Source organism: Geobacillus sp. C56-T2 (assembly GCF_007829715.1).
Taxonomy (GTDB): domain Bacteria; phylum Bacillota; class Bacilli; order Bacillales; family Anoxybacillaceae; genus Geobacillus; species Geobacillus icigianus.
In genome coordinates, this window is record NZ_VJWB01000001.1 from 1,820,154 (window position 1) to 1,841,087 (window position 20,934).

The following is a 20,934-nucleotide window of genomic DNA, read 5'->3' on the forward strand; positions in this document are numbered from 1 at the left end:
GATCCGCTTTTCTCTCATTTCTGGCTCTGTTCAACTTTCATTTTTACATATTTGGTGATTTCATCTTCAAACGCTTTAATATCCAATTTATTGTATTCCTTCACATATTCTTTCCAGTTTTTCTCGAACTTGCTTGGCGGATCAAGCACCAATTTCGGGAAATACTTTTTCTGTAAATCTTGTTTCTTTTGCTGATAAATTTGAGCCGGAGAACCTTGTTTGAGGGGCGCCCCCCACGCCGGATACCAAGGCCGCTCATCCGGTTTGGCAAATAAATCAGAAAATACTTTTGCCCCATAAGCCGCTAAGATTTTCTTATCCCCTTCTGTATAGCTAGCCTGGGCAACTTCAGGCTGCCGGCGCGGCTCCCACGCGTTTCCATCCGAGAACAGCCCGTTTCCACGTGGCCAGTGCCACTCGAAATAAGGAAAACCAAACTGTTCACGGAACTGTTCATCGGACGTCTTCTTGATCTGCTCCGGTGTTCGATAGAAACGCCCTTTCTCATCCACTTCATACGTTTCCCCTTTAATTCCCCACATCATTAATTTTTGATTTTCCTCTTTCGCCATATTATCTAAGTATTTGATAATGCGAACCGGGTCCTTCGCACTAACTGTAATACCGAGTCCACGATTAAACACATTGGACGGAGGATCTATATATTGATCCTTAATATTTTTATCAAACACAATCGGAAGCGGCATATAACGTAAATCGTCATTTCCTGCTCGCTTCAGAGAATCTAATGCCTGCCCTACCTGCCAACCATAATCAAAAAATCCCAGCACTCTTCCAGAAGCAATTTTTGCTAAATATTCGTCATAGTTTGAAACAAATGCTTCTTTATCAAACAAACCTTTTGCATTAATCTCGTTTAATTTTTTCAACCAGCGTTTCGTATACTCGCCATTTCCATACACTTTAGCCTCGTGCGTTTGCATATCAACGATCACTTCCCCATCGTTCGGGTAACCAGCTAAATGTGCCGGCGGATTGGAAATGGCGAAAAATCTCCAGTCATAAGTGAGTGCAGTAAAGCCAATGGTAGGCTTTCCATTTGTTTGCGGATACTTTTCTTTATATTTCTCAATCAAGTCAAAATACTCATCTAACGTTTTAATTTTTGGATACCCAAACTCTTTTAATACGCGTCTTTGAATCCAAAACGCCCCTTGGTCAATATCAGGATTCGGAACGTAACCGTGGTTGACACCAAAAGGTAATATATATATGTTTCCATCTTCTGTCTTCATTTGTTCCAAATATGGTTCATATAATTTCTTTAAATTCGGAGCATGTTTTTCAATAAGATCGTTTAACGGAATAAACGCTTTCGCATCAATCAATTTATCAATAGCCGCATCAGGTACTAACGTATCAGGATACTGTCCACTAGCAATCATCGTGCCAATTTTGGTATTAAGATCACCTACTAAATATTCCATTTTTACATTAACACCAGTTTGTTCTTCAAAAATTTTTCCTATTCTCGTTTGATTTGCTTCAATATTTTTTAATGAGGCACCTCCATTAAAATAAGTAAAAGTAAACGGGGCTTTCTCATCGGTGTTTGTTGAAGATGATTTACCTTCGCTATCGATGTTCGCTTTTTCGTTACAAGCGGTTACGAAAAGAAGCAACACACTTAACAGTAAAGAAACAAGTACATTCCTTCTCATTCTTTTCCCCCTTTTGCTTGTAATTGTGTTTTCATTCATCTTCTCTCCCCCTTTCCTTGTAATCGCTTCCATTGTAACATCGCTTTTCGTTTTTCTTAACCTAACAAACTTAAGGCGATATTTAAAAAAATTAAGATATGGAACGATGGCGATAGCAATCAACAAGTGCTGTTGAACAAAAAAGGTGCCTCGTTTTGTTTTCGAGACACCTACTTCTCATCGGAGATCGGTAGAGAGAGAAACACAACGAATCCGCGGTCATTGTACATTTGGAACGTAAAATGCTCACCGTAATACATTTTAAGGCGATAGTAGACGTTTCTAACACCTACATGTTCAGTAATACCCTCCCCTTCGTTGAGAGAACGCCAGAGCTGCAGCAGTTGCTGCTCATTCATGCCCGGCCCGTTATCGCGAATCGTAAATGTCAACCGTGGCCCTTCCGCACGCACTTGTATATCAATGGTTCCTTGTCCCGTTTTCGATTCCACCCCATGTTTACATGCGTTTTCAACAAACGGGAGGATGATCATATTCGGAATCGTATGTTCTAGGGCAGACTCATCGATGTCGATCTTATACTGAAGCTTATCCCCAAATCGGTAGCGCTGGATGGAAAGCAGCCGGGAAACAATATCCAATTCCTCCCGCACTTTCACCCAATCACTTCCCCATGAAATGGATTTCCGCAAAATTCTCGCCATATGTTCGATCATTTCGGCAGTTTCATCTTCATGTTTCATGAGGCTTCTCATGCGAATCGTTTCGAGCACATTGAAAAGGAAGTGAGGGTTCATTTGACTTTGCAAGGCGTTTAATTGAGCCTGCTTTTTTTGCAGTTCCATTTCTTTCTTTTGGATGTTGGCCATATAAACATCTTGGATAAGCCGCTTGATCGTTAATGACATGCGGTTAAACGCCTTAGCCAATTGCCCAATTTCATCATCGTAAAGTTCCGAATGGATCGTTTCAAATTTCCCCCTCTCCACCTTTTTCATGTAATTTAAAATATTGATGATTCTTGCATGCAATGGTTTAGAGACAAGAAAAAGAATGATGGTAGGAACAACGAAATTGACAAAAGCGATCGAAAAGATAAAAACCATGAAATAATGAGTGTTGTTCACCAGCTTTTCCGCGGAAACGACGCCAACAATGCTCCAGCCACGGAGATAATGGGACGTTTTATAAGGATGGGATATCACTATGCGTCCTTTCTCCGTCCGAGCAGGCGGCTTCTCCTCATGATTGTTGTTTTGCCGACGGGTCGAATATTGAACGTTTCCTTGACGATCAACAATATAAATCTCTCCAGGAAACGACCTAGTGCGAAGCAGATGATCGATCGCCGTCGGTTCCAATTCAATTCGAACCATCCTGTTTGTCTTATTATAAAAAGAAAAATAATCCAACTTTCGGACAATACTAAGCGAACGTCCCGTGCGGACTAGGACAGGAAAGGAACGTATGTCTCTATACCAACCAGCTTGTTGGAGCTGAGGAGTAATGGGCTGAACGGAACCAGAAAAGATAACCGTCGAATTGTCGGTAAAAAAAACGATGGAATGAATAAAAGGATGCATGTAACGATATTTGTTAAATTCGGGGAATACGTCATGGTAATGCTGGACGTATTCCGCATCCGAAGTATACTGGCGATCGAGCATTTCGTTAATTCGACTGTCCGTATATAACATGGAGGAAATACCAACAACTTGATCAATTCCTTGTTCAAAATCTTTTTTCAATTGCTCTATTACTAATGAGGCGTCGTGCAATTTCTGTGTTCTTACTTGATTCGTCACCACATAATAAAACAATCCGTTCGTGACGGTAGTCGGAATCAACACAGCAAACAAATAAAGAAACGTCAATTTATTTTTTAACCTCATATGATGGAATGACTCAAGCCACTTTTTATAATATGGAACGCGTTGACTTCTTTCGGTATTCCGTTGGTGTAAGCCCTTCCATTTTTTCGAATTGCGTAACAAAGTAATCCACGCTCCCAAACCCTACTTTCTCCGCCACTTCATAGATGCGCAAATTCGTCGTCCGCAGGAGCTTCTTTGCCTGCCCAATGCGCAGCTGCAACAAAAACTCTTTAAAATAGAAACCATATGTTTTTTTGAACAGTTGGCCTAAATAAACAGGGTTCATATAAAATTGCTTAGCGATACTTTTTAGGCTGATGTTTTCAGCATAATGCTCCTCAATATATCTCTTTATTTTATGGATTTCACATAGCGAAAGCGGTTTCCTTTTTTCTTCCACTACCCAGCAACATTCCACCACAAAATCCATCACTCTTTTCCTCAATTCTTCCAAACGAAAAGGATAGTCTTGACATTCTAGCACTCGGGGCAAAGTCGTCAGTTGTTCCTCACTCGCTCCCGCTCGTTTGACGAGCTGAAGCGCTTTCTGTACGAAATAAAGAACAAACGTCTGCACAGCCTCAGCGGACAAGCGGCGGGCGCGAAACTGGGCGAACAGATCTTTCAGGGCGGTCATCAGCTGCTCCAGACGCGCCTCTTCTATATACTCCACCAATGTTTGGCATTGTCCATCATCAATGCTAGGATAAGAAAGCGTGATTTCTTTTACCTGTTCATAGAAAACGATTCTCTCGTCGTTGACGTATTTGTAACGCAACGCTTCACCTGCTTCCCGAATCTGTTCTTGAAGACGATCAGCAGGCGGCGCGAAAGCACTAACAAAAATCGTCACATCAAGTGGAACGTTCACAAGTTGCTCAGCGAATCGGTACAGATTACGACGTATCTCTTCTTTGTCATCCCCAATAAACAACAGCCCGTACCGCTGCCTTCCGTGTTCATAGATCGGGAAATGGATCGGCTGTTTGACAGCGCGATAATAAATCTCCTTCATTTTCGCTTTATAGACAGCATCGGCAGCTAGATCAACGATATCGTCCTTGCCATTGATCTCGACGATCGCATAACCCGAAAGTATAGATGATGAAATCCCCCATTCCCCCATTTCCTCGAGACTTGTCCCCTTTTTCCCTATCATCCATTCATAAAACAAAAACTCAGCTTGCTGTTTCTTTCTCGTTTCCTTCTCCTGATTCAGTATTTTGGCCATTCTTGATAACGACTGTTCAAACTCCCTTTTATCAATCGGTTTTAATAAAAAGTCGCAAACCCCATATTTAATCGATTGCTGCGCGTAGAAAAAATCGTTGTATCCGCTCACCACGATAAACTTCGTTCCTGTTTGTCCACTTCCGGATACCTTCTGAATCAATTCAAGCCCGTCAATTCCCGGCATCCGAATATCTGTCACGATCAGGTCGGGACACAACTTCGCCGCTTCGCGGAGCGCCTGCTCTCCATTATCCGCCTCCCCACAAATTTGATATCCGCATCCTTCCCAATCAATCAACGTTTTCATGCCTTCCCGCACAAACATCTCATCATCGACCAACATGACTTTATGCATCCCGATCCCCCCTTTTTTCTTCCCAATGATAGTCCTTGCTTTTTTGGAATTAAGCAGCTGGGTGTTAGTCATTTCCCCCAATCAAAGTCAATCGCCTTCAAAAATGCTCTTGCTAAAATCATGTGTCCGGCCACAGACGGGTGAACGCGATCCCAAGCCAATGCCGCCGGATAAAGAGTCTTTACTACCTCGTTAAAAGCAGCCTGGGTATCGACGAATATACTGTTTGTCTCTTCGGCAATTTGTTTGACAACGAGACCGTACTCGTCCATGGTCCGGCGCATCGGATCGTGCTCATTCCCTTCGATATAAAACGGGGTCATAAGGATGATTCCCGTAACGTGCGGCTTCGTCTCCATCACAAGGCTGCGGAGCGTTTCTTCGTACTCATCCACGTACACATGTTTTTCTTTAATGAATGGCAAATCGTACTGCCGCCAAACATCGTTAATCCCAATCATGATTGAGACCCAGTCCGGCTTTTGGGCAATCACATCCTCCTGCCATCTTGCTTTCAAATCCCGAACCGTATTGCCGCTGATTCCTTTATTGACAACCCGAATCCCAAGTTCCGGATAAACGGCTTGCAAAAGACCGTTGACATAGGATACATATCCTGTGCCTAACGCGCCGAATAATCCTTCCCCTTCCGGCTTGGCGCGATCGCAGTCCGTTATCGAGTCGCCAATAAACAACAGCTTCTGCCCTTTGCCAATGATCATGTTTCTTTCCTCCTTCAATGATTACAAAAAATGAAAAATTGGTTTTTCCGAGAGAAAATACACCGGAATGGCCGGAAACATGGCCCTTAGCTTCTCAGCCAAGTATCTCATACCAGGCTCCTCACTTTCTGCATGCCCTAACACCACCAATACGTGTTGCCTCCCTTGCTGTACGGCGTCTCGAACGTATTCCGGCGTTTCCCATTCAGGTCCTTCACCATAAATAATCGCGTCAAGCTTCTCTTTTTCAAACAACGGAATTGCCAACGATCCGTGGCCACGATAGCCGGCCAGCAGCGCGACACGCGTACATAAGGCCGAGATGTCCCCCGCAACCCTTATGAATGAAATGCCTAATCTTTCCTTTATTGTGCTGACCATCTCCGTAGCTGCCATCCTAGGGATTGTCAACATCGCAGCCGTCGGTTCGTATTTAGAAACATACGACTCCCACCCTAAAGCCCGGACTAAACCATCCACGATCCCGTCAGGCTGGTAGCGATGCCAGTAGTCGTGAAAACGATAAATCGCGATGCCTGACTCACGGATTAGGCGAACTTTTTCTTGATACACCGGGTCGTTTTTTACCGTTTCATCATGGTCAAGGTGACTATAAAACAACCCTTCATGAGTAATGAGAAGATTGGCTCCCATTCGGATGGCTTGCTCAATGACGCGGTACGTAGGCATGAAACTGACAGCGATCCCCTTCACTTCCGTGCCCGGATCCCCATATTTAAGCGTATCTACCGTCGAAGAAAGACGCTCTGCACCGGCTGTCAATCGTTCCATCACCGTTTGAACCGTAACAGTCATCGCTCTATTCCTTTCTGAAATTTGAATTCCTTCAATCGCTTGGGTTCGTTAAGTATGTTTACCCTATAAACTAATTTTATAAAGAATTTTTCAAACTTTCAAGCGTCTTTCTGCTACAGGAGGAACATCAATTCTTATTCCTGTCAGAATCCAGCTTTCCACACCATCGACGTCATGGTTCATATTCCTCTTCCTTCAAAGGTTGATGGCTGAATAAGCGAGCCCCACCGTCTTGATTTCTTTCTGAAAAACCTTCCTAGTAGGTCCTGCTCTTCCTCCCTGGCGTGAAGCGGTGAATCAACAGAGCGGATTTCCCAGACATGAAAATAACCGCTCTGTTTTTCCAATAGCAAAAAAACTTAGTAGTGTGAGTAAAATATTTGTGGGTGACGTTCAGGAAGGATCCCCGACGAGGGTTGCGAACTTTTGTTCGCGACGCTCGTCGGGGCCACCAAGCGAAGCGCGGTAGGAAAAAAGCGAATTTCATGCAAAAAGGACTCTCTCCCTGCTATGATAGTGATTGTTGACACCAACCGAAAACAGGAGGGAGAGAGTCCATGAAACATCTTACCACACAATGGCCTGTATTAAAAGAGCTGGAGGAACAATTGTTGAGAACCCTTCAAAACGTGTTTGCCATCGTGTTGGCGGCCCTTTTGGAGGAAATCGATCAACAACTGGCGGAAGCCAGGGACAAGCGCCGCTATCAGCTGAAAGACAAACGGCCGACCACCCTCCAAACGCTGTTTGGAGAAGTGACGTTCCGACGGAACTACTACTATGATCGGCAGGCAGGGGCGTATACCTTCTTGTTGGATGCCGAACTGGGCTTTGATGGAGCCCAATCGATCAGTCCTTGCCTCGAGGAAACGGCGGTCGAGTTGGCCATAGAGTGCTCTTCCTACCGCAAAGCAGCCCGTACGTTGGAGGCGATCGTGGGGTATGCGGTCCTCAGCCATGAGGCGATTCGTCAGCTGGTGTTGGCGGCCCCTGTCTCGCTGCACCACCCTGTTTCCCAACGGCATGGCCGGGTGCTGTTGGTGGAAGCGGATGGACTGTTCATCTCCCGCCAAGGGAAAGGGAAACGGGCGAAAGAGCAGAAAATCTTGGCGGTTCACGAGGGATGGAGACGGAACGGCTCGCAACTGGAGCTCGTGAACCGGCGCCACTACCTCCATGAAGGGGCGGGGGACGTGTGGGAAGGGTTCGAAGCGTGGCTGATGAAGGAATATGCCTATGACCCGTGCCGGGACTTGTTGGTCATCAACGGCGACGCGGCATCTTGGATTACCGCCTGCCGGGAGTATTTCGGAAAGCGGGCGTGCTTTCAGTTGGATCGGTTCCATGTGGCGCGGGAGCTTCGTCAGTGTCTGTCCGGCCACCCGCGTTGGCGGGAGGTGCGGAAGAAGCTGGCGAAGCAAGACGAGGAAGGACTTTTGGTGGAACTGAACAGCGCCGTCGGTACGTTGGGGGACGAAGCCAAAGAAGAGCAGTTGGCCGAAATGATCCGCCGGATCGAGTCGATGCCGGGATGCATCCGGGACTACCGGGAGTGGCTGTCGGCGCAAGGGGTGGAGACGGCCGGCATGCGTCCGATGGGCCACGCCGAGAGCGTGATGAGCCGGTTCGCGTACCGGGTGAAATCCCGCCGCAGCTGGAAGGACCAAGGACTTTGGGCGTTTCTGAAGGCGATGGTGGCCCAAATCGACGGAATAGGGTGGAGAACGGGGCAGTTGGAGGAGGAAGAGCCCCAGAGGGTAGCCTCGGCCCCGACGAAGCTGGAGCGGATCAAACAGGCCAAACGGAAGGCAGGACGGTTGTTGGCGGAGGTGATGCGCCAGAACATCCCGTATCTTCAACAGTCATCGGGGACGCCGATCTACCAAGCATTGTCGGCGCTTCGCGATGGCGGATGGATGTAAAAAAATGGATCGAGCAAAAATCAGCTCAAGAAGAGGGATGAGAGTCCGAAAGCGCTTACGATATCAATTCCTAAAAATGGTCTACCAACCGGTGATTGACAACGCCCGTAGTAGACCGAAAAAATGTTCTCCACAAAGTCTTGACTGACTCAACTTAGTATATTTAATTGATAAACCAAGTTCGTGTTGTTAAAATAAGATTAGGTCAACCTTCTTGACAACCATCGATCTTCTCGCGCAATCCGGCACCTGTCTCGCTACGTTGACCACTAACAAAGAAAGGAAGTGGTAAGCGCTTTCTGTTTGTTCATGTCGTTTTGCGATGAATACTATAGAAAAGTTAAGGAGGAGACCTGATCGTGTGGAAACCATCACGGAAAGCGATGATCGTTGGATTCTCGTTTATGCTGTTGCTTCCTTTAGGGATGACGAATGCATTGGCAAAAACGGAACCATCATACGCTAAAAAGCCGCGAATCAGTGCATTGCACGCCCCTCAATTGGATCAGCGCTACAAAAATTCCTTCACTATTGGGGCGGCCGTTGAACCGTATCAGCTGCAAAACGAAAAAGACGTCCAAATGCTGAAACGCCATTTTAACAGCATTGTCGCTGAGAACGTTATGAAACCGATCAACATCCAACCCGAAGAAGGAAAATTCAATTTTGCTGAGGCGGATCAAATCGTCCGATTTGCTAAAAAACATCATATGGATATCCGCTTCCACACCCTCGTTTGGCATAGCCAAGTACCGCAATGGTTCTTTCTTGACAAGGAAGGCAAGCCGATGGTCAATGAAACGGACCCGGCAAAGCGCGAACAAAATAAACAGCTGTTACTGAAACGGCTCGAAACCCATATTAAAACGATTGTCGAACGGTATAAAGACGATATCAAATATTGGGATGTCGTGAACGAGGTAGTCGGGGATGATGGAAAATTGCGCAATTCCCCGTGGTATCAAATCGCCGGCATCGATTATATCAAGGTAGCATTCCAAACGGCGAGAACATATGGCGGCAACAAGATTAAACTGTACATCAACGATTACAATACCGAAGTGGAACCGAAGCGAAGCGCCCTTTATAACTTGGTGAAACAATTAAAAGAAGAAGGCGTTCCCATTGACGGGATCGGCCATCAGTCCCACATCCAAATTGGCTGGCCTTCTGAAGAAGAAATCGAAAAAACGATCAACATGTTTGCCGATCTAGGGTTAGACAATCAAATTACGGAGCTGGATGTGAGCATGTACGGCTGGCCGCCGCGCGCCTACCCGTCGTATGACGCCATTCCGGAACAAAAGTTTTTGGACCAAGCGGCTCGCTATGATCGATTGTTTAAGCTGTATGAAAAACTTGGCGATAAAATCAGCAACGTCACCTTCTGGGGTATCGCCGACAACCATACGTGGCTCGACAGTCGAGCAGATGTTTACTATGACGCTGACGGCAATGTGGTGGTAGACCCGAAAGCCCCGTACACGAGCGTGGAAAAAGGGAAAGGAAAAGACGCGCCGTTTCTGTTCGACCCCGAATACCACGTAAAACCTGCGTATTGGGCCATTATCGATCTCACATTTCGCACCCTAACAAGGTCAAAACAAAGGATTTTTTATTTAGTTTTTCAGAATAACTTTTTGACCAACACAACGAGCGATGGCTATCCTTTTTTTACCATCGCTGGTCGTTCCGTATGACGTTACACGTAAATGCTCTCATCCAGCCCCAACCCCTGCAGAATCCTTCGTTGTTCAGGGGTGAGGGAGCGATCCAGTGAGCGTTGGATGCGCCCATCCGGCAGCTCCAGGAGGACGACGTTCACATATTGAAACAGCTGAAAAATCGCCTGTCCCGTCGGCCGGGTCAGCTTGCGGCCTCCAGGACCCTTCAACGGGTGTTCTGGAGTAATAAACTGACGCACTCGGCGCTGAAAAACGCGGTAAATCGCCAAGGCCAACAGAAACAAATAGCCTAATACTGCGACCCGTTCTAGTTTTTTGACGTAAATCTCATCCGTGAAAAACGGATCTTTCAAAAAAGCGAAGTTCATTTCCACCGAGATCTGCCCTTTATATAGCTTCAAGATCTCTTGGGCATCCATTTGTTGGCCCTTCCATTCCTCCGGAACGGTCGTGACGAGGACAAACCGGGACGCTTTCCGTCTTGCCTGTTCCCACGCGTTTTGGTCGAATTCGACGTCAAGGCGCAAGAGATACCGCGTCTCCATCTCGGGTTCCACCCCTTTTTTCGGCCGTCCGCGCCGTTTTTTCGGGCGTACGATCTCTTCGACCGCGGCCTTGACCTGATGAAACCGTGGGCGAAGGGACATCTTGAGGGACGCCAAGGCTTGTTCAGCGTCTTCCCGGCACGAGAAAGGGTGGCGCTCCCAATGGGCTTGTTCCTCGCGAAGAAGCTCCGCTTCTTTGGTTCGTTCTTTTTCGAGCGTCTTTCCTTTTCGCTGGTCGAGCGCACTCGATTCGACGACGATCAGCCGAACGGGGTGGCCTTCATAGGTGGAGGATGTTTCCCATACCCGGTACGTGGCGCCGTTTCTCTCCGCCAGCGTAAAGGGTTCGCTCCACGGGATGTGAGGCGAATCGGCCTCCGCTAATGCCCGTTTCACGATCCGAAGCGACGAAGGGCCTCGGGTGATCAAAAAGGCGTTGGCCGCTTTGGTTTGCGCCAGAGTGTCTTTTGTCATCGCGGCGGAATCGGCCACGTAAATCCATTCGTCTTCCATCTTGGCTTGTTTGAGCTGTTCGTGGACACGGGACAGCACCTCCGGATTCCACGTTTTGTCAGGCAGGTTGCCGTCGTGCACATCGCCGTAAAACGGGATGCCGTCCTCGTTGCCGACCAGTCCGAAACCGATCTGTTTTTGCCAACGATGATGGCGGTTATAGCCATGTGTGATTTGTAAGGCCTCTAACGAGGCCGATTCATACGCGCCGTAAACGGTCTTGTCCGTCGTATCGGCGTGAAAGGCTCGGAGGGAAAGGCCTTCTTTGCGATAAATGTGAATCAAGCAAGTGCTGATCACCTTGTGAATATCGGCCTCATACAAGCGGTCGAGATGACGAGCCAAGGCATCGTCGTTCAACCAGGAAGGATGGAGACCGGGACGGATGAGTTTCTCTAGATCGATCTCCTGAGCCCATCGTTCCACGTGAACGAGGGCTTGCCGGCCGTCAAACATATTGTAGATGATGGCCTGAACGGCATCGCTGACTCGAGTCTGGCACTGTGGATCAACGGGAACGAGATGGTCAATCAATTGGGGCAGGCCCAGTTTCTTGAATAGGGCACTTATTATATTCAAATAATCATTACGATAGACCTTTTTGACTTGAACGTTCATGAGAGAAAAACTCCTTCACTTTCCTTGTGTGTCAAGGATTCATTCGACATCGGAACGAAAAAATCCTCCCGATTTTCGTCGAGAGGGTGCGAAATGTGAGATCGATCATAAGTGAGACTGATCGAAAAGAAAAGAGAGGGAGGTCGAAAGTAACGATCCCCTCTCTGTTTCTGTTTCAAGAAAGGTAGTATCTCTATTCCCTTAGCTCTTCGCTACAACTTGTACTTGACAAGAAAATGAAAACCACATTCTTCTTTTTCACGAATCAATTCCTCAAGCAATACGATGAGGTTTGTCTTTACAAGCCAAGTACATCCTTTGGCGAAACCATTCCCCTGTAAAAAAATCGACCTTTCTCCAAATCGGATTTTTCATACGTGTCAAACCGGTTCGTTATGGCAACGCGCATTTCACCAACGGATGAGGTGAGTTTCCTCCTTTTCGCTGCCGGTCGCCTTGATCTGCCCATTTCACACGCATCATTTTATTTTCCTTGTTGCCACATTTCCTGCTTTTCTTCCATTTTTCGAAATACGCGCAATGCAGTGCCCATCACGACCAAAGCCATCGTGCTGATGCTGAAAAACGGGATCAGCCCAGGAATATACATGAGGACGAACAACAGAATTCCGAGGCCAATCAACATGACAAATGTCATAAGCGGATTGGCCATTCCGATCAACAAAGCATACTTCATATATTGCCAGAAACGCAATTCGTAATGGACATAAAGCGGAAACACATACAACAATACAACGGTATAAAAAAGAAAAACAACGAGCAAGGCGACAGAAAACGGAAATTTCCATTCCGGCGAAACATGAGCGAGATAAAGCATATCAACATAAAAAATATACCCCATTGCCAAAAGAAACAAACCGATCCGATTGGCTCGCCAAAATTCGCGCTTATACGTGCGGGCGAACGTTTTCAGCACAGGAATCTCTGTATCGTGAAAAAATATCCATTTCCTTATAACGGTAAATAGCGCCACTGTCGCAGGAGCAATCCCGAAGATCACCAGCCCGATAATAGTAAAAAAAATCCACAACAAGTTAACGTATGCGAGCCTTGTCACCCATTCGCACGCCCGATAAAGCTTCCCATCTAACAGACCAGTGCGCATCATTCATCACCTTTAATTTTTTTGCTAAAATCAGTATAACATAAGACGAAAAAAGAAGGGAGACTTTGTTTATTCTCCCTTCAAACTCCGGAATAAGCTAAAAATCCTCCGTCAACCGGGATCACGGTGCCGGTGACGAACCCGCTTGTTTGATCATCGACAAGCCAAAGAAGCGTTCCTAACAAATCTTCTGGTCTACCTAGCCGCCCCATTGGCGTATGCGCCAAGATTTTTTTTGTCCGCTCGCTATACGATCCATCGGGCTGCTTGAGCAAATGTTCGTTTTGCTTCGTCAAAAAGAACCCGGGGGCAATGGCGTTGACGCGAACCCCGACTTCAGCCACGTGCACGGCGAGCCATTTGGTGAAGTTTTCAATTCCCGCTTTGGCTGCGCTGTACGCCGGCACTTTCGTCATCGGGCGCGGGGCGCTCATCGAAGAAATATTGATAATCGTTCCTCCCCTACCGACCATCTGTTTCAGAAATTGCTGCGTCGGAATGATCGTCCCAAGAATATTGACGTCAAAAACATAAGAAAACCCTTCCGTGGTTAAGTCAAAAAATGTTGTTACTTCTTGATTTTCAAGATCAGCCATCTCTAACGTTTCCTTTGTGGTGATCCCCTGTGGATGGTTGCCCCCCGCTCCGTTAATTAAAACATCGCAAGGTCCGTATACTTCCGCTACCGTTTCCGCCGCCCGCCTAACACGTTCAACATCGAGTACGTCACACGAAATAGCCAACGCCTCTCCCCCTTGTTCAACAATCCCATTCTTGACTTTTTCCGCTTTCTCCAATGTTCGATTCAAGATCACTACTTTCATCCCTTGACGGGCCAGCTCTTTTGCCATGCAGCTGCATAACACTCCGCCTCCGCCTGTGACAACCGCCACTTTTCCCTTTAGACTTGGATGGATGGGGAGCATGCTTTCTCTCCTTCCCGTTTTCTTTTCTCATTTTCCAAACTGTCCCAAATCCCGAGCAAATACATAATGCCGAGTGCCCGGTCATACAACCCGTAGCCGGGACGCGCTTGTTCCCCCCAAATCATCCGGCCGTGATCGGGACGGATGTATCCTCGAAAATTCGCTTCATGCAACGCTTTGACGATCTCACATATATTTAATGAACCGTCACAGCTCCGATGGGACGTTTCCTCAAAATCGCCGTTTTCATGAATCTCGATATTGCGTACATGAGCAAACGGCACGCGGTCCATACGTAAAAAGTAGCGGAAAATCTCGGAAACATCATTGTCCGGATTGGCTCCAAGCGAACCGGAGCATAACGTTAACCCATTCGCCGGGCTGTCGACCAAGCGAACAATCCGAGCTAAATTTTCCTTATTCGTCACAATCCGCGGCAGCCCGAACACCGACCACGGGGGATCATCGGGATGAAGCGCCATTCGCACGCCGCATTCCTCCGCGACCGGAATAATGTGCTCCAAGAAGTAACGCAAATGATCAAACAAATCGTCCTCTGTCACTCCTTTATAGAGGGCAAAAAGCGGTTTAATCGTTTTCAACCGTTCTGGCTCCCATCCCGGAAGCAAAAATCCATTTGCCCCATTTTCGATGCGGCGGATCATTTCCTCGGGATCAATTTGTTCAATTTTTCGCTTCTCGTAGGCGAGCACTGTCGATCCGTCAGGACGCCTTTTCGCCAAATCGGAACGCGTCCAGTCGAAAATGGGCATAAAATTATAACAAATCACTTTCACTCCGGCTTTCGCCAAGTTGCGGATCGTTTGTTTATAGTTTTCGATATACCGCCGCCGCGAAGGCAGGCCGAGTTTAATATCTTCATGAACGTTGACGCTCTCAATCACCTCAAGGTGAAAGCCTTTTTCGTTCACTTGCCGCTTTAATTCCAATATGTCTTCTAGCGGCCATACTTCCCCGACCGGGATGTGATACAACGCCCCGACAATCCCTTCGACTCCGGGAATCTGGCGAATATGATCTAATGAAACGGTATCATAATCCTTGCCGAACCAACGAAACGTCATTCTCATGACACGTTCGATCCCCCATTCATACCAAACCAAAGTATTGTTTCGCATTGAAATAACAAATGTCTTGAACGATTTTTCCTAAAAACTCGTAATCTTGCGGAACCTCTCCTTTTTCAATCCAAGTCCCGATCTCATTGCATAAAATCCGGCGAAAATATTCATGGCGCACATAAGATAGGAAGCTTCTTGAGTCGGTCAACATCCCAACGAATGTGCTGAATAGGCCGACATTCGCTAGATCACGAAGATGGCGAATGATGCCATCCCGATGGTCGTTAAACCACCAAGCTGCCCCAAATTGGACGTTCCCTTTTATTCCTTCGGCGGGAAAGTTGCCAATCGTTGACGCGACAATATAGTTGTAAGCGGGGTTTAATGTATACAAAATCGTTTTCGGCAACTGCCCTTCATATTCCAATCGATTCAGAAAAGCGTTTAACGGCCGGGCTAGAAAAAAGTCGTTAATTGAATCGTATCCTGTATTCGGCCCCAACTGTTGAAACCGCTTTTGGTTTGTATTCCGAATCGAGCCTATATGGAGCTGCATCACCCACCCAAGAGAATGATATAAACGCGCTAAGAAACATAACGTGAACGTTTGATATTTTTCGTTCTCTTCTTGACTGAGAGCAAACCCCTCTTTTCTTTTTTCAAAAATGGCACTCGCCTCATCCAAGGTACATTCAGCGTACGGCATCGATGCAAGGCCGTGATCGGCTATCCGACACCCTGAATCATGAAAATAGTAAACCCGGTTTTCGAGCGCTTGCAATAGGTGGCCATAACTGTCGATCGCCAGCCCGGCCGCTTCCCCTAGCTTGCTTACGTAATCGAAGAAGGACGAACGGTTAATTTCAAACACAGCATCAGGCCGAAATGATGGCACAACTTTCACCGAAAACGACGGGTCTTGGGCGATTTTTCGATGATCCGTTAGGTCATCGAGTGGATCATCCGTCGTTCCGATCCATTCCACATTCGATTGAAGAATGAAAGAACGGGCCGAATACCCTTCTTGCTGGAGCAATTCGTTGCAATGAGTCCATATGTCCTTCCACGTTCGCTCGCTGAGCAAGGCATCAACTTGGAAATAGCGTTTTAATTCTAAATGCGTCCAATGATAGAGCGGGTTTCCGATGCAATACGGCACCGTTTTCGCCCATGCCTGAAATTTCTCCTCAGGCGAAGCGCTTCCGGTAATGTATTTTTCCTCCACCCCGAGCGCGCGCATCGCTCGCCATTTGTAATGATCTCCCTCAAGCCAAAGCTCTGTCATGTCGTGAAATCGTCGGTCCTCGGCAATCTCCTTCGCGCTTAAATGGCAATGATAATCAATGATCGGCAACCTTTTGGCATAGTCATGGTACAACACTTCGGCATGTTTGTTTTGCAACAGAAAATGGTCGTGAATGAATGCTGCCAAGAATCCGTTCCTCCTTCCTGTCCCTATATGCTCGGCACCGCGTTCGATCATCAAGAGAAAGAGCGGCCGTATCGATCGTTCGCACGCAAGGAACATCCTGTTGTTGGCAGTCAGATGAAGCTGCTTTGTTCCCACGTCAATGGTTTCGTTTAAGGGAGTATGCCGCTGCCAGTATCATTTCTCAAAGAAAACAATCCGGTAGCATCGGCCCTTCGGTGCACGCGTTCCCCATCGTTCAAGGGAAGCAGCGGTTTTTCGTCACCCCTTTAGAGGGGCGGTGATTGAATCCTAGAACGGCTTTGCAATGTCATTTCTCAACTAGAAAAACTTTGTTGCATCGGCCCTGCTTTTCACGCGTTCTCCCATTGATGAAGGGAATCAGCCGTTTTTCACCGGCCTTTTAGACAAAATAATGAGGGTATTCCCTTTTCAGCACGTCTTTTTCAATCTCGACAAGACGCAAGTGCTCCTCCATGACCTGTCGCACTTTTTCCGCCTCTTTATCCGCAATCAGACGGTAAATTTGTTTATGATGAGAAATAATAATGCTCCAATCCAAATTCGCGGACAACCGCAGCACACGCAAACGATTAAAATGTCCGTTGAGACTTTGGACCATCTTCCATGAACGCGACATCCGACAACCATCATAAATGAGTTGGTGAAATCGCTCGTCAAGTTCAAACAGCTCGAGAGAATTTCCTTTCTCGGCGCATAGCTCTTGCATCGCAATGTTTTTTTCCAACTCGAACAACTGGTCTTGACGAAACGTTTGACACGCCAGAGCCGCCACTTCCTTTTCAACAATTTCTCGAATAAACCTGCCTTCTTCCACGTGCTCCAAATTGATGCGTGAAACAATGGTGCCGCTTTGCGGAATGATATCAAGCAATTCTTCTTGCGCCAACTTTAAAAACGCCTCTCTGACTGGAGTGCGGCTAATATGCAGTTGTTCTGCGATTTCTTTCTCCGAAATTTTCGTGCCCGGTTCAAGCTCGAGACGCAAAATTTTTTCCTTTAGCATTTCATACAACTGATCGCGGGCCGATCCTCTGATCGAGCTTTTAATCTGTTGACTTTGTTGGGCGGTAAACATCATCGTTTCATTCTCCTTTTTGATCCAATATCCTCGTATGTCGGTGATAGATAAAATCGATGATTTCATTTTTTACCTAATAGTAGTAAAAAAATAATTACTTTCCAAGTTTCCCGCTACTTCCTCCTTTAGCATTCTTTCTTCTTTCTGTCTGCACGGCCGAAACCCACTGGGCAGCGCGGGCGGCCACTTCTTCCCATTGCTCTTCGCTTCCACCACCCTTAGAGGGGACCAACGCATTTCCGACCCCCACAGCATCTACTCCCGCGTTGATATACTCTACAACCGTTTTGAACTGAATTCCCCCTGTGGCTATCAAGGGAATATGGGCAAGCGGCTCTTTTAAGCTGCGAATATAGCTCGGTCCAAACACATGGGCAGGGAACACTTTTACCAGATCCGCACCATGTTGAAAAGCCGTGACGATTTCGGTTGGGGTTAATCCGCCAGCGATCATGACAACGTGGTGTTGCTTTACAACCTCTATAACATCAATCGCGAGAGAGGGGGAGACGATAAATTGCGCCCCAGCAGCAATGGCTTGCCGAGCTGTTTCGGCATCCAGCACCGTTCCTGCCCCGATGACCAGTCCCCTGCATTCGCACACCGCTCTTTCTAAAGCCTCGAGCGCTCGATCGGTTTCCATCGTAATTTCCAGAATCGGAATCCCTCCTCGTTGCAGCGCAGAAGCGATCGGAAGAATCCGATCTGGTGTCGCACCGCGGACTACGGGAACGATGCCGATGTCTTTGATCATTGTCAATGCATTCATCGAGATTTGCCCCTCCTTCACTCCTACCGAGTCACATCTTCCCCTTGTTGTGCCATTAATCGTTCTACCTCATCCCGTTCAGGCATGCCTTCCGCATCTCCTTCAACCATCGTTGCCAGTGCTCCAACGGCATTCGCCCGTCGAACCGCTTCAGTCAAGGGAAGACCATCAAGCAATCCTGATAACAACCCGGCCGCAAATCCATCCCCCGCACCCACAGGATCCACCACCTTGTCCACAGGGAACCCTGGCACATATTCGTGGTAGGTGTTCGTAAAATAATGCGCCCCACTGGCTCCTAACTTGATGACCACCAGAGATGCACCCGCGGTCAACAGCTGGTTTCCCCACTCTTCCACCGATTGGTCGCCAAGCAAAAACGCAGCTTCGGCAGCCCCGGGGAGAATGATATCCGCTTGGGCGGCGAGCTGAAGAAGCACTTCTCGCGCTTCCTCCACTTTCGGCCATAGCTTCAACCGGACATTCGGGTCAAAGACAATGTTCACTCCGTGGCGGCGAGCCATGGCAATTGCTGCAAAAATCGTTTCTTGACAGCTTTTGCTAAGCGCCGGAGTAATTCCGGTAATATGCAAATACTTCGCTCTAGCGATATATTCCTCATCCAAATCATTAGGGGTTAACCGGCTTGCCGCCGATCCTTGGCGATAGTAATACACCCTCGTATCGCCCGGACGCCTTTTTTCCTTAAAGTAAATACCGGTTGGCGCCTTCGGATCCGTTTTCACTCGGCTGACATCCACGCCTTCTCCTTGCAGGAAAGACAAAATCGCTTTCCCAAACTCATCGTCTCCCACTTTGCTCATCCAACCGACACGGTGGCCTAAGCGGGCAAGGCCGATGGCCACATTCGCTTCCGCACCGCCGATTCGTCGTGTAAAAGTGACCGCCTGCCTCATGAATCCACCGCCGATCGGTGTAAATACGGCCATCGCTTCCCCCATCGTGACGACGTCCATCTGATCCCTCCATTGCAACGATTTGTATATTATTCGGAAGAGTACGCTGTCATTTCACTATCATCTAAACCGACATAGGTGCTTGTTTCATCGCGAACGTGTTCAATCTCAATTAACGTCACTTCATTTTTGGATAGGGCGATAGATAAATGAATCATGCCATCCGTTACCTTTTTTTGCTCTGTCGAGACATGAGGACGCGCGACTTGTCGCAACGTTTCCACTGCTTGCCGGTTTGGAAAGCGAGGCCGTCCCATCTGCTTCCAAACCCTCCAAGGGTTTCCGTACTGCTCATTCACCGTTTGTTGTTTGACAAACGCTACGGAAAACGGAACGGGAATGACTAGCTGCATCTCTTCGACCCATTCCTCCCCTTTCTCCATGACTAAGTTCCATAGCACAGCAGCGATCGACCCGTCTTTTCGCTTTGTCACGATCATGTTCGAATCGCGATAAAGCAACTCTTCACCGAGAGCTTGAAAGAACGTGAATGCATGAAAGGTTGGTTTTGGAATCGAATGAAGCGCCACTAAACCGAATCCGCCGTGGAATAATGCTTTCGGCACATCCATCTCCTCAAACACATCGCTAAACGTCCAATACGAAAACGAGTCAACGTAATCTCCTCCTTCGCTCAAAATGCGAGCGATGTAGGCGGCATTGAGCGCCGTGTCATGAATCGGGTTGATCGGACTGTATGACGTATTATATTCCGTAATATGCAACGGTAAATGCGGAAAAGGAGACTGGCGAATCCGCTCGCGCACCGCTTTGAATTGCTCTAGCATATCTTCAGGCGGCTCCAGCTCTTGATAGTAATACTCAAACGTTTTCTTATGCGGGGCTTTCGACGTATAAGCATGTCGGCTGACAAAATCCACCGGCACTTTCCGTTCAGCGCAGAAGCAAAGAAAGTCCGTAATCCATTCATCGCTTCCTCCACAAATGGCCGGTCCCCCTACTTGCAGATGTGGATCGACGCTTTTTACCGCTCTTGCTGTTACTTCATAAAGCTTGAAATACGCTTCCTTATCCGCATCCTTCCAAAAATTTACTAAATTAGGCTCGTTCCATACTTCAAACGGCCATGTCCGTACTTCCTCAATTCCGTACCGCTCTACAAAATGGGAAACGACTGCCACAATGAGATCTCGCCATTTGTCATAATCTTTTGGCGGGGTAACATTGCCTTTCCAATAAAAAACGGTTTGGTCTCCTGACGCAAGCGCATAGGGCATAAATCCGAGCTCAACAAATGGACGAATGTTCAAAGCTAGATACGAATCGAAAATCCGATCGATATACGTAAAGTTATAAAACGGCCTCATTTCCCCGTCGATTTCGACTTCCCGGTAAATTCCGACATCATCGGAAAGCAGCCCGTGACCGCGGATGTATTGAAATCCGATCTTCTCTTGCACGAGCTTTAAATGATCGAGATACTCTTTTTGCAAGGCGAGGCCAAGCCGCCCAGTGCCAACACAAAATTTCCAGTTCTTTTTAAACTGCTCTTTCCCGTTGGCAGGCACGTGGATCACTTTCATGAATTCTCCCCCAT

16 protein-coding genes are annotated in these 20,934 nt (G+C 47.3%); 2 read left to right on the forward strand and 14 right to left on the reverse strand.

All coding sequences use genetic code 11. From position 1 onward, the window contains the following. Positions 1-14 precede the first annotated feature (14 nt). The 5 genes from GC56T2_RS09150 to GC56T2_RS09170 all read right to left on the reverse strand — a co-directional run bounded on the left by GC56T2_RS09150 (position 15) and on the right by GC56T2_RS09170 (position 6,682). On the reverse strand, positions 15-1,721 hold the full coding sequence (locus tag GC56T2_RS09150; protein ID WP_370454541.1) for an ABC transporter substrate-binding protein: 1,707 nt from the start codon (positions 1,719-1,721) through the stop codon (positions 15-17). A gap of 170 nt (positions 1,722-1,891) precedes the next feature. Next, positions 1,892-3,556: a sensor histidine kinase gene (locus GC56T2_RS09155; protein ID WP_255516060.1), complete on the reverse strand. Its 1,665-nt coding sequence runs from the start codon at positions 3,554-3,556 to the stop codon at positions 1,892-1,894. 43 nt (positions 3,557-3,599) lie between these two features. Then, on the reverse strand, positions 3,600-5,144 hold the full coding sequence (locus GC56T2_RS09160; protein ID WP_144974659.1) for a response regulator transcription factor: 1,545 nt from the start codon (positions 5,142-5,144) through the stop codon (positions 3,600-3,602). A gap of 68 nt (positions 5,145-5,212) precedes the next feature. Continuing rightward, complete coding sequence (locus GC56T2_RS09165) at positions 5,213-5,866, reverse strand: SGNH/GDSL hydrolase family protein (RefSeq protein WP_144974661.1); 654 nt, start codon at positions 5,864-5,866, stop codon at positions 5,213-5,215. Positions 5,867-5,887: 21 nt separating this feature from the next. Beyond that, positions 5,888-6,682: a Nif3-like dinuclear metal center hexameric protein gene (locus GC56T2_RS09170; RefSeq protein ID WP_144974663.1), complete on the reverse strand. Its 795-nt coding sequence runs from the start codon at positions 6,680-6,682 to the stop codon at positions 5,888-5,890. 557 nt (positions 6,683-7,239) lie between these two features. Here GC56T2_RS09170 and GC56T2_RS09175 point away from each other — a divergent pair. Together GC56T2_RS09175 and GC56T2_RS09180 are read left to right on the forward strand one after the other, a co-directional pair. Continuing rightward, positions 7,240-8,604 (forward strand): ISLre2 family transposase, encoded by a 1,365-nt coding sequence (locus GC56T2_RS09175; RefSeq protein ID WP_144973526.1) that lies wholly within the window; start codon positions 7,240-7,242, stop codon positions 8,602-8,604. 383 nt (positions 8,605-8,987) lie between these two features. After that, a complete protein-coding gene (locus tag GC56T2_RS09180) occupies positions 8,988-10,304 on the forward strand; it encodes an endo-1,4-beta-xylanase (RefSeq protein ID WP_370454564.1) in 1,317 nt (438 codons plus the stop codon). Between the two features lie 2 nt (positions 10,305-10,306). Here GC56T2_RS09180 and GC56T2_RS09185 read toward each other — a convergent pair whose 3' ends face one another. From GC56T2_RS09185 to GC56T2_RS09225, 9 genes are all read right to left on the reverse strand, one after another. Continuing rightward, a complete protein-coding gene (locus GC56T2_RS09185) occupies positions 10,307-11,965 on the reverse strand; it encodes an IS1634 family transposase (RefSeq protein WP_144974665.1) in 1,659 nt (552 codons plus the stop codon). Positions 11,966-12,449: 484 nt separating this feature from the next. Then, positions 12,450-13,091, reverse strand: coding sequence for a YesL family protein (locus tag GC56T2_RS09190; RefSeq protein WP_144974667.1), 642 nt, complete (start codon positions 13,089-13,091; stop codon positions 12,450-12,452). An 80-nt stretch (positions 13,092-13,171) separates the two neighbouring features. Beyond that, positions 13,172-14,017 (reverse strand): SDR family oxidoreductase, encoded by an 846-nt coding sequence (locus GC56T2_RS09195; protein WP_144974669.1) that lies wholly within the window; start codon positions 14,015-14,017, stop codon positions 13,172-13,174. Continuing rightward, complete coding sequence (uxuA, locus tag GC56T2_RS09200; protein ID WP_144974671.1) at positions 13,993-15,108, reverse strand: mannonate dehydratase; 1,116 nt, start codon at positions 15,106-15,108, stop codon at positions 13,993-13,995. The genes GC56T2_RS09195 and uxuA overlap by 25 nt, the downstream gene beginning before the upstream one ends. A 19-nt stretch (positions 15,109-15,127) precedes the next feature. Then, complete coding sequence (gene uxaC / locus GC56T2_RS09205) at positions 15,128-16,531, reverse strand: glucuronate isomerase (protein WP_144974673.1); 1,404 nt, start codon at positions 16,529-16,531, stop codon at positions 15,128-15,130. A gap of 400 nt (positions 16,532-16,931) precedes the next feature. Beyond that, complete coding sequence (locus GC56T2_RS09210) at positions 16,932-17,630, reverse strand: GntR family transcriptional regulator (RefSeq protein ID WP_144974675.1); 699 nt, start codon at positions 17,628-17,630, stop codon at positions 16,932-16,934. Between the two features lie 94 nt (positions 17,631-17,724). After that, positions 17,725-18,399 (reverse strand): bifunctional 4-hydroxy-2-oxoglutarate aldolase/2-dehydro-3-deoxy-phosphogluconate aldolase, encoded by a 675-nt coding sequence (locus tag GC56T2_RS09215; protein ID WP_144974677.1) that lies wholly within the window; start codon positions 18,397-18,399, stop codon positions 17,725-17,727. A gap of 23 nt (positions 18,400-18,422) precedes the next feature. Continuing rightward, positions 18,423-19,376 (reverse strand): sugar kinase, encoded by a 954-nt coding sequence (locus tag GC56T2_RS09220; protein ID WP_144974679.1) that lies wholly within the window; start codon positions 19,374-19,376, stop codon positions 18,423-18,425. Positions 19,377-19,405: 29 nt separating this feature from the next. Continuing rightward, on the reverse strand, positions 19,406-20,920 hold the full coding sequence (locus GC56T2_RS09225; protein WP_144974681.1) for a GH39 family glycosyl hydrolase: 1,515 nt from the start codon (positions 20,918-20,920) through the stop codon (positions 19,406-19,408). Positions 20,921-20,934 lie beyond the last annotated feature (14 nt).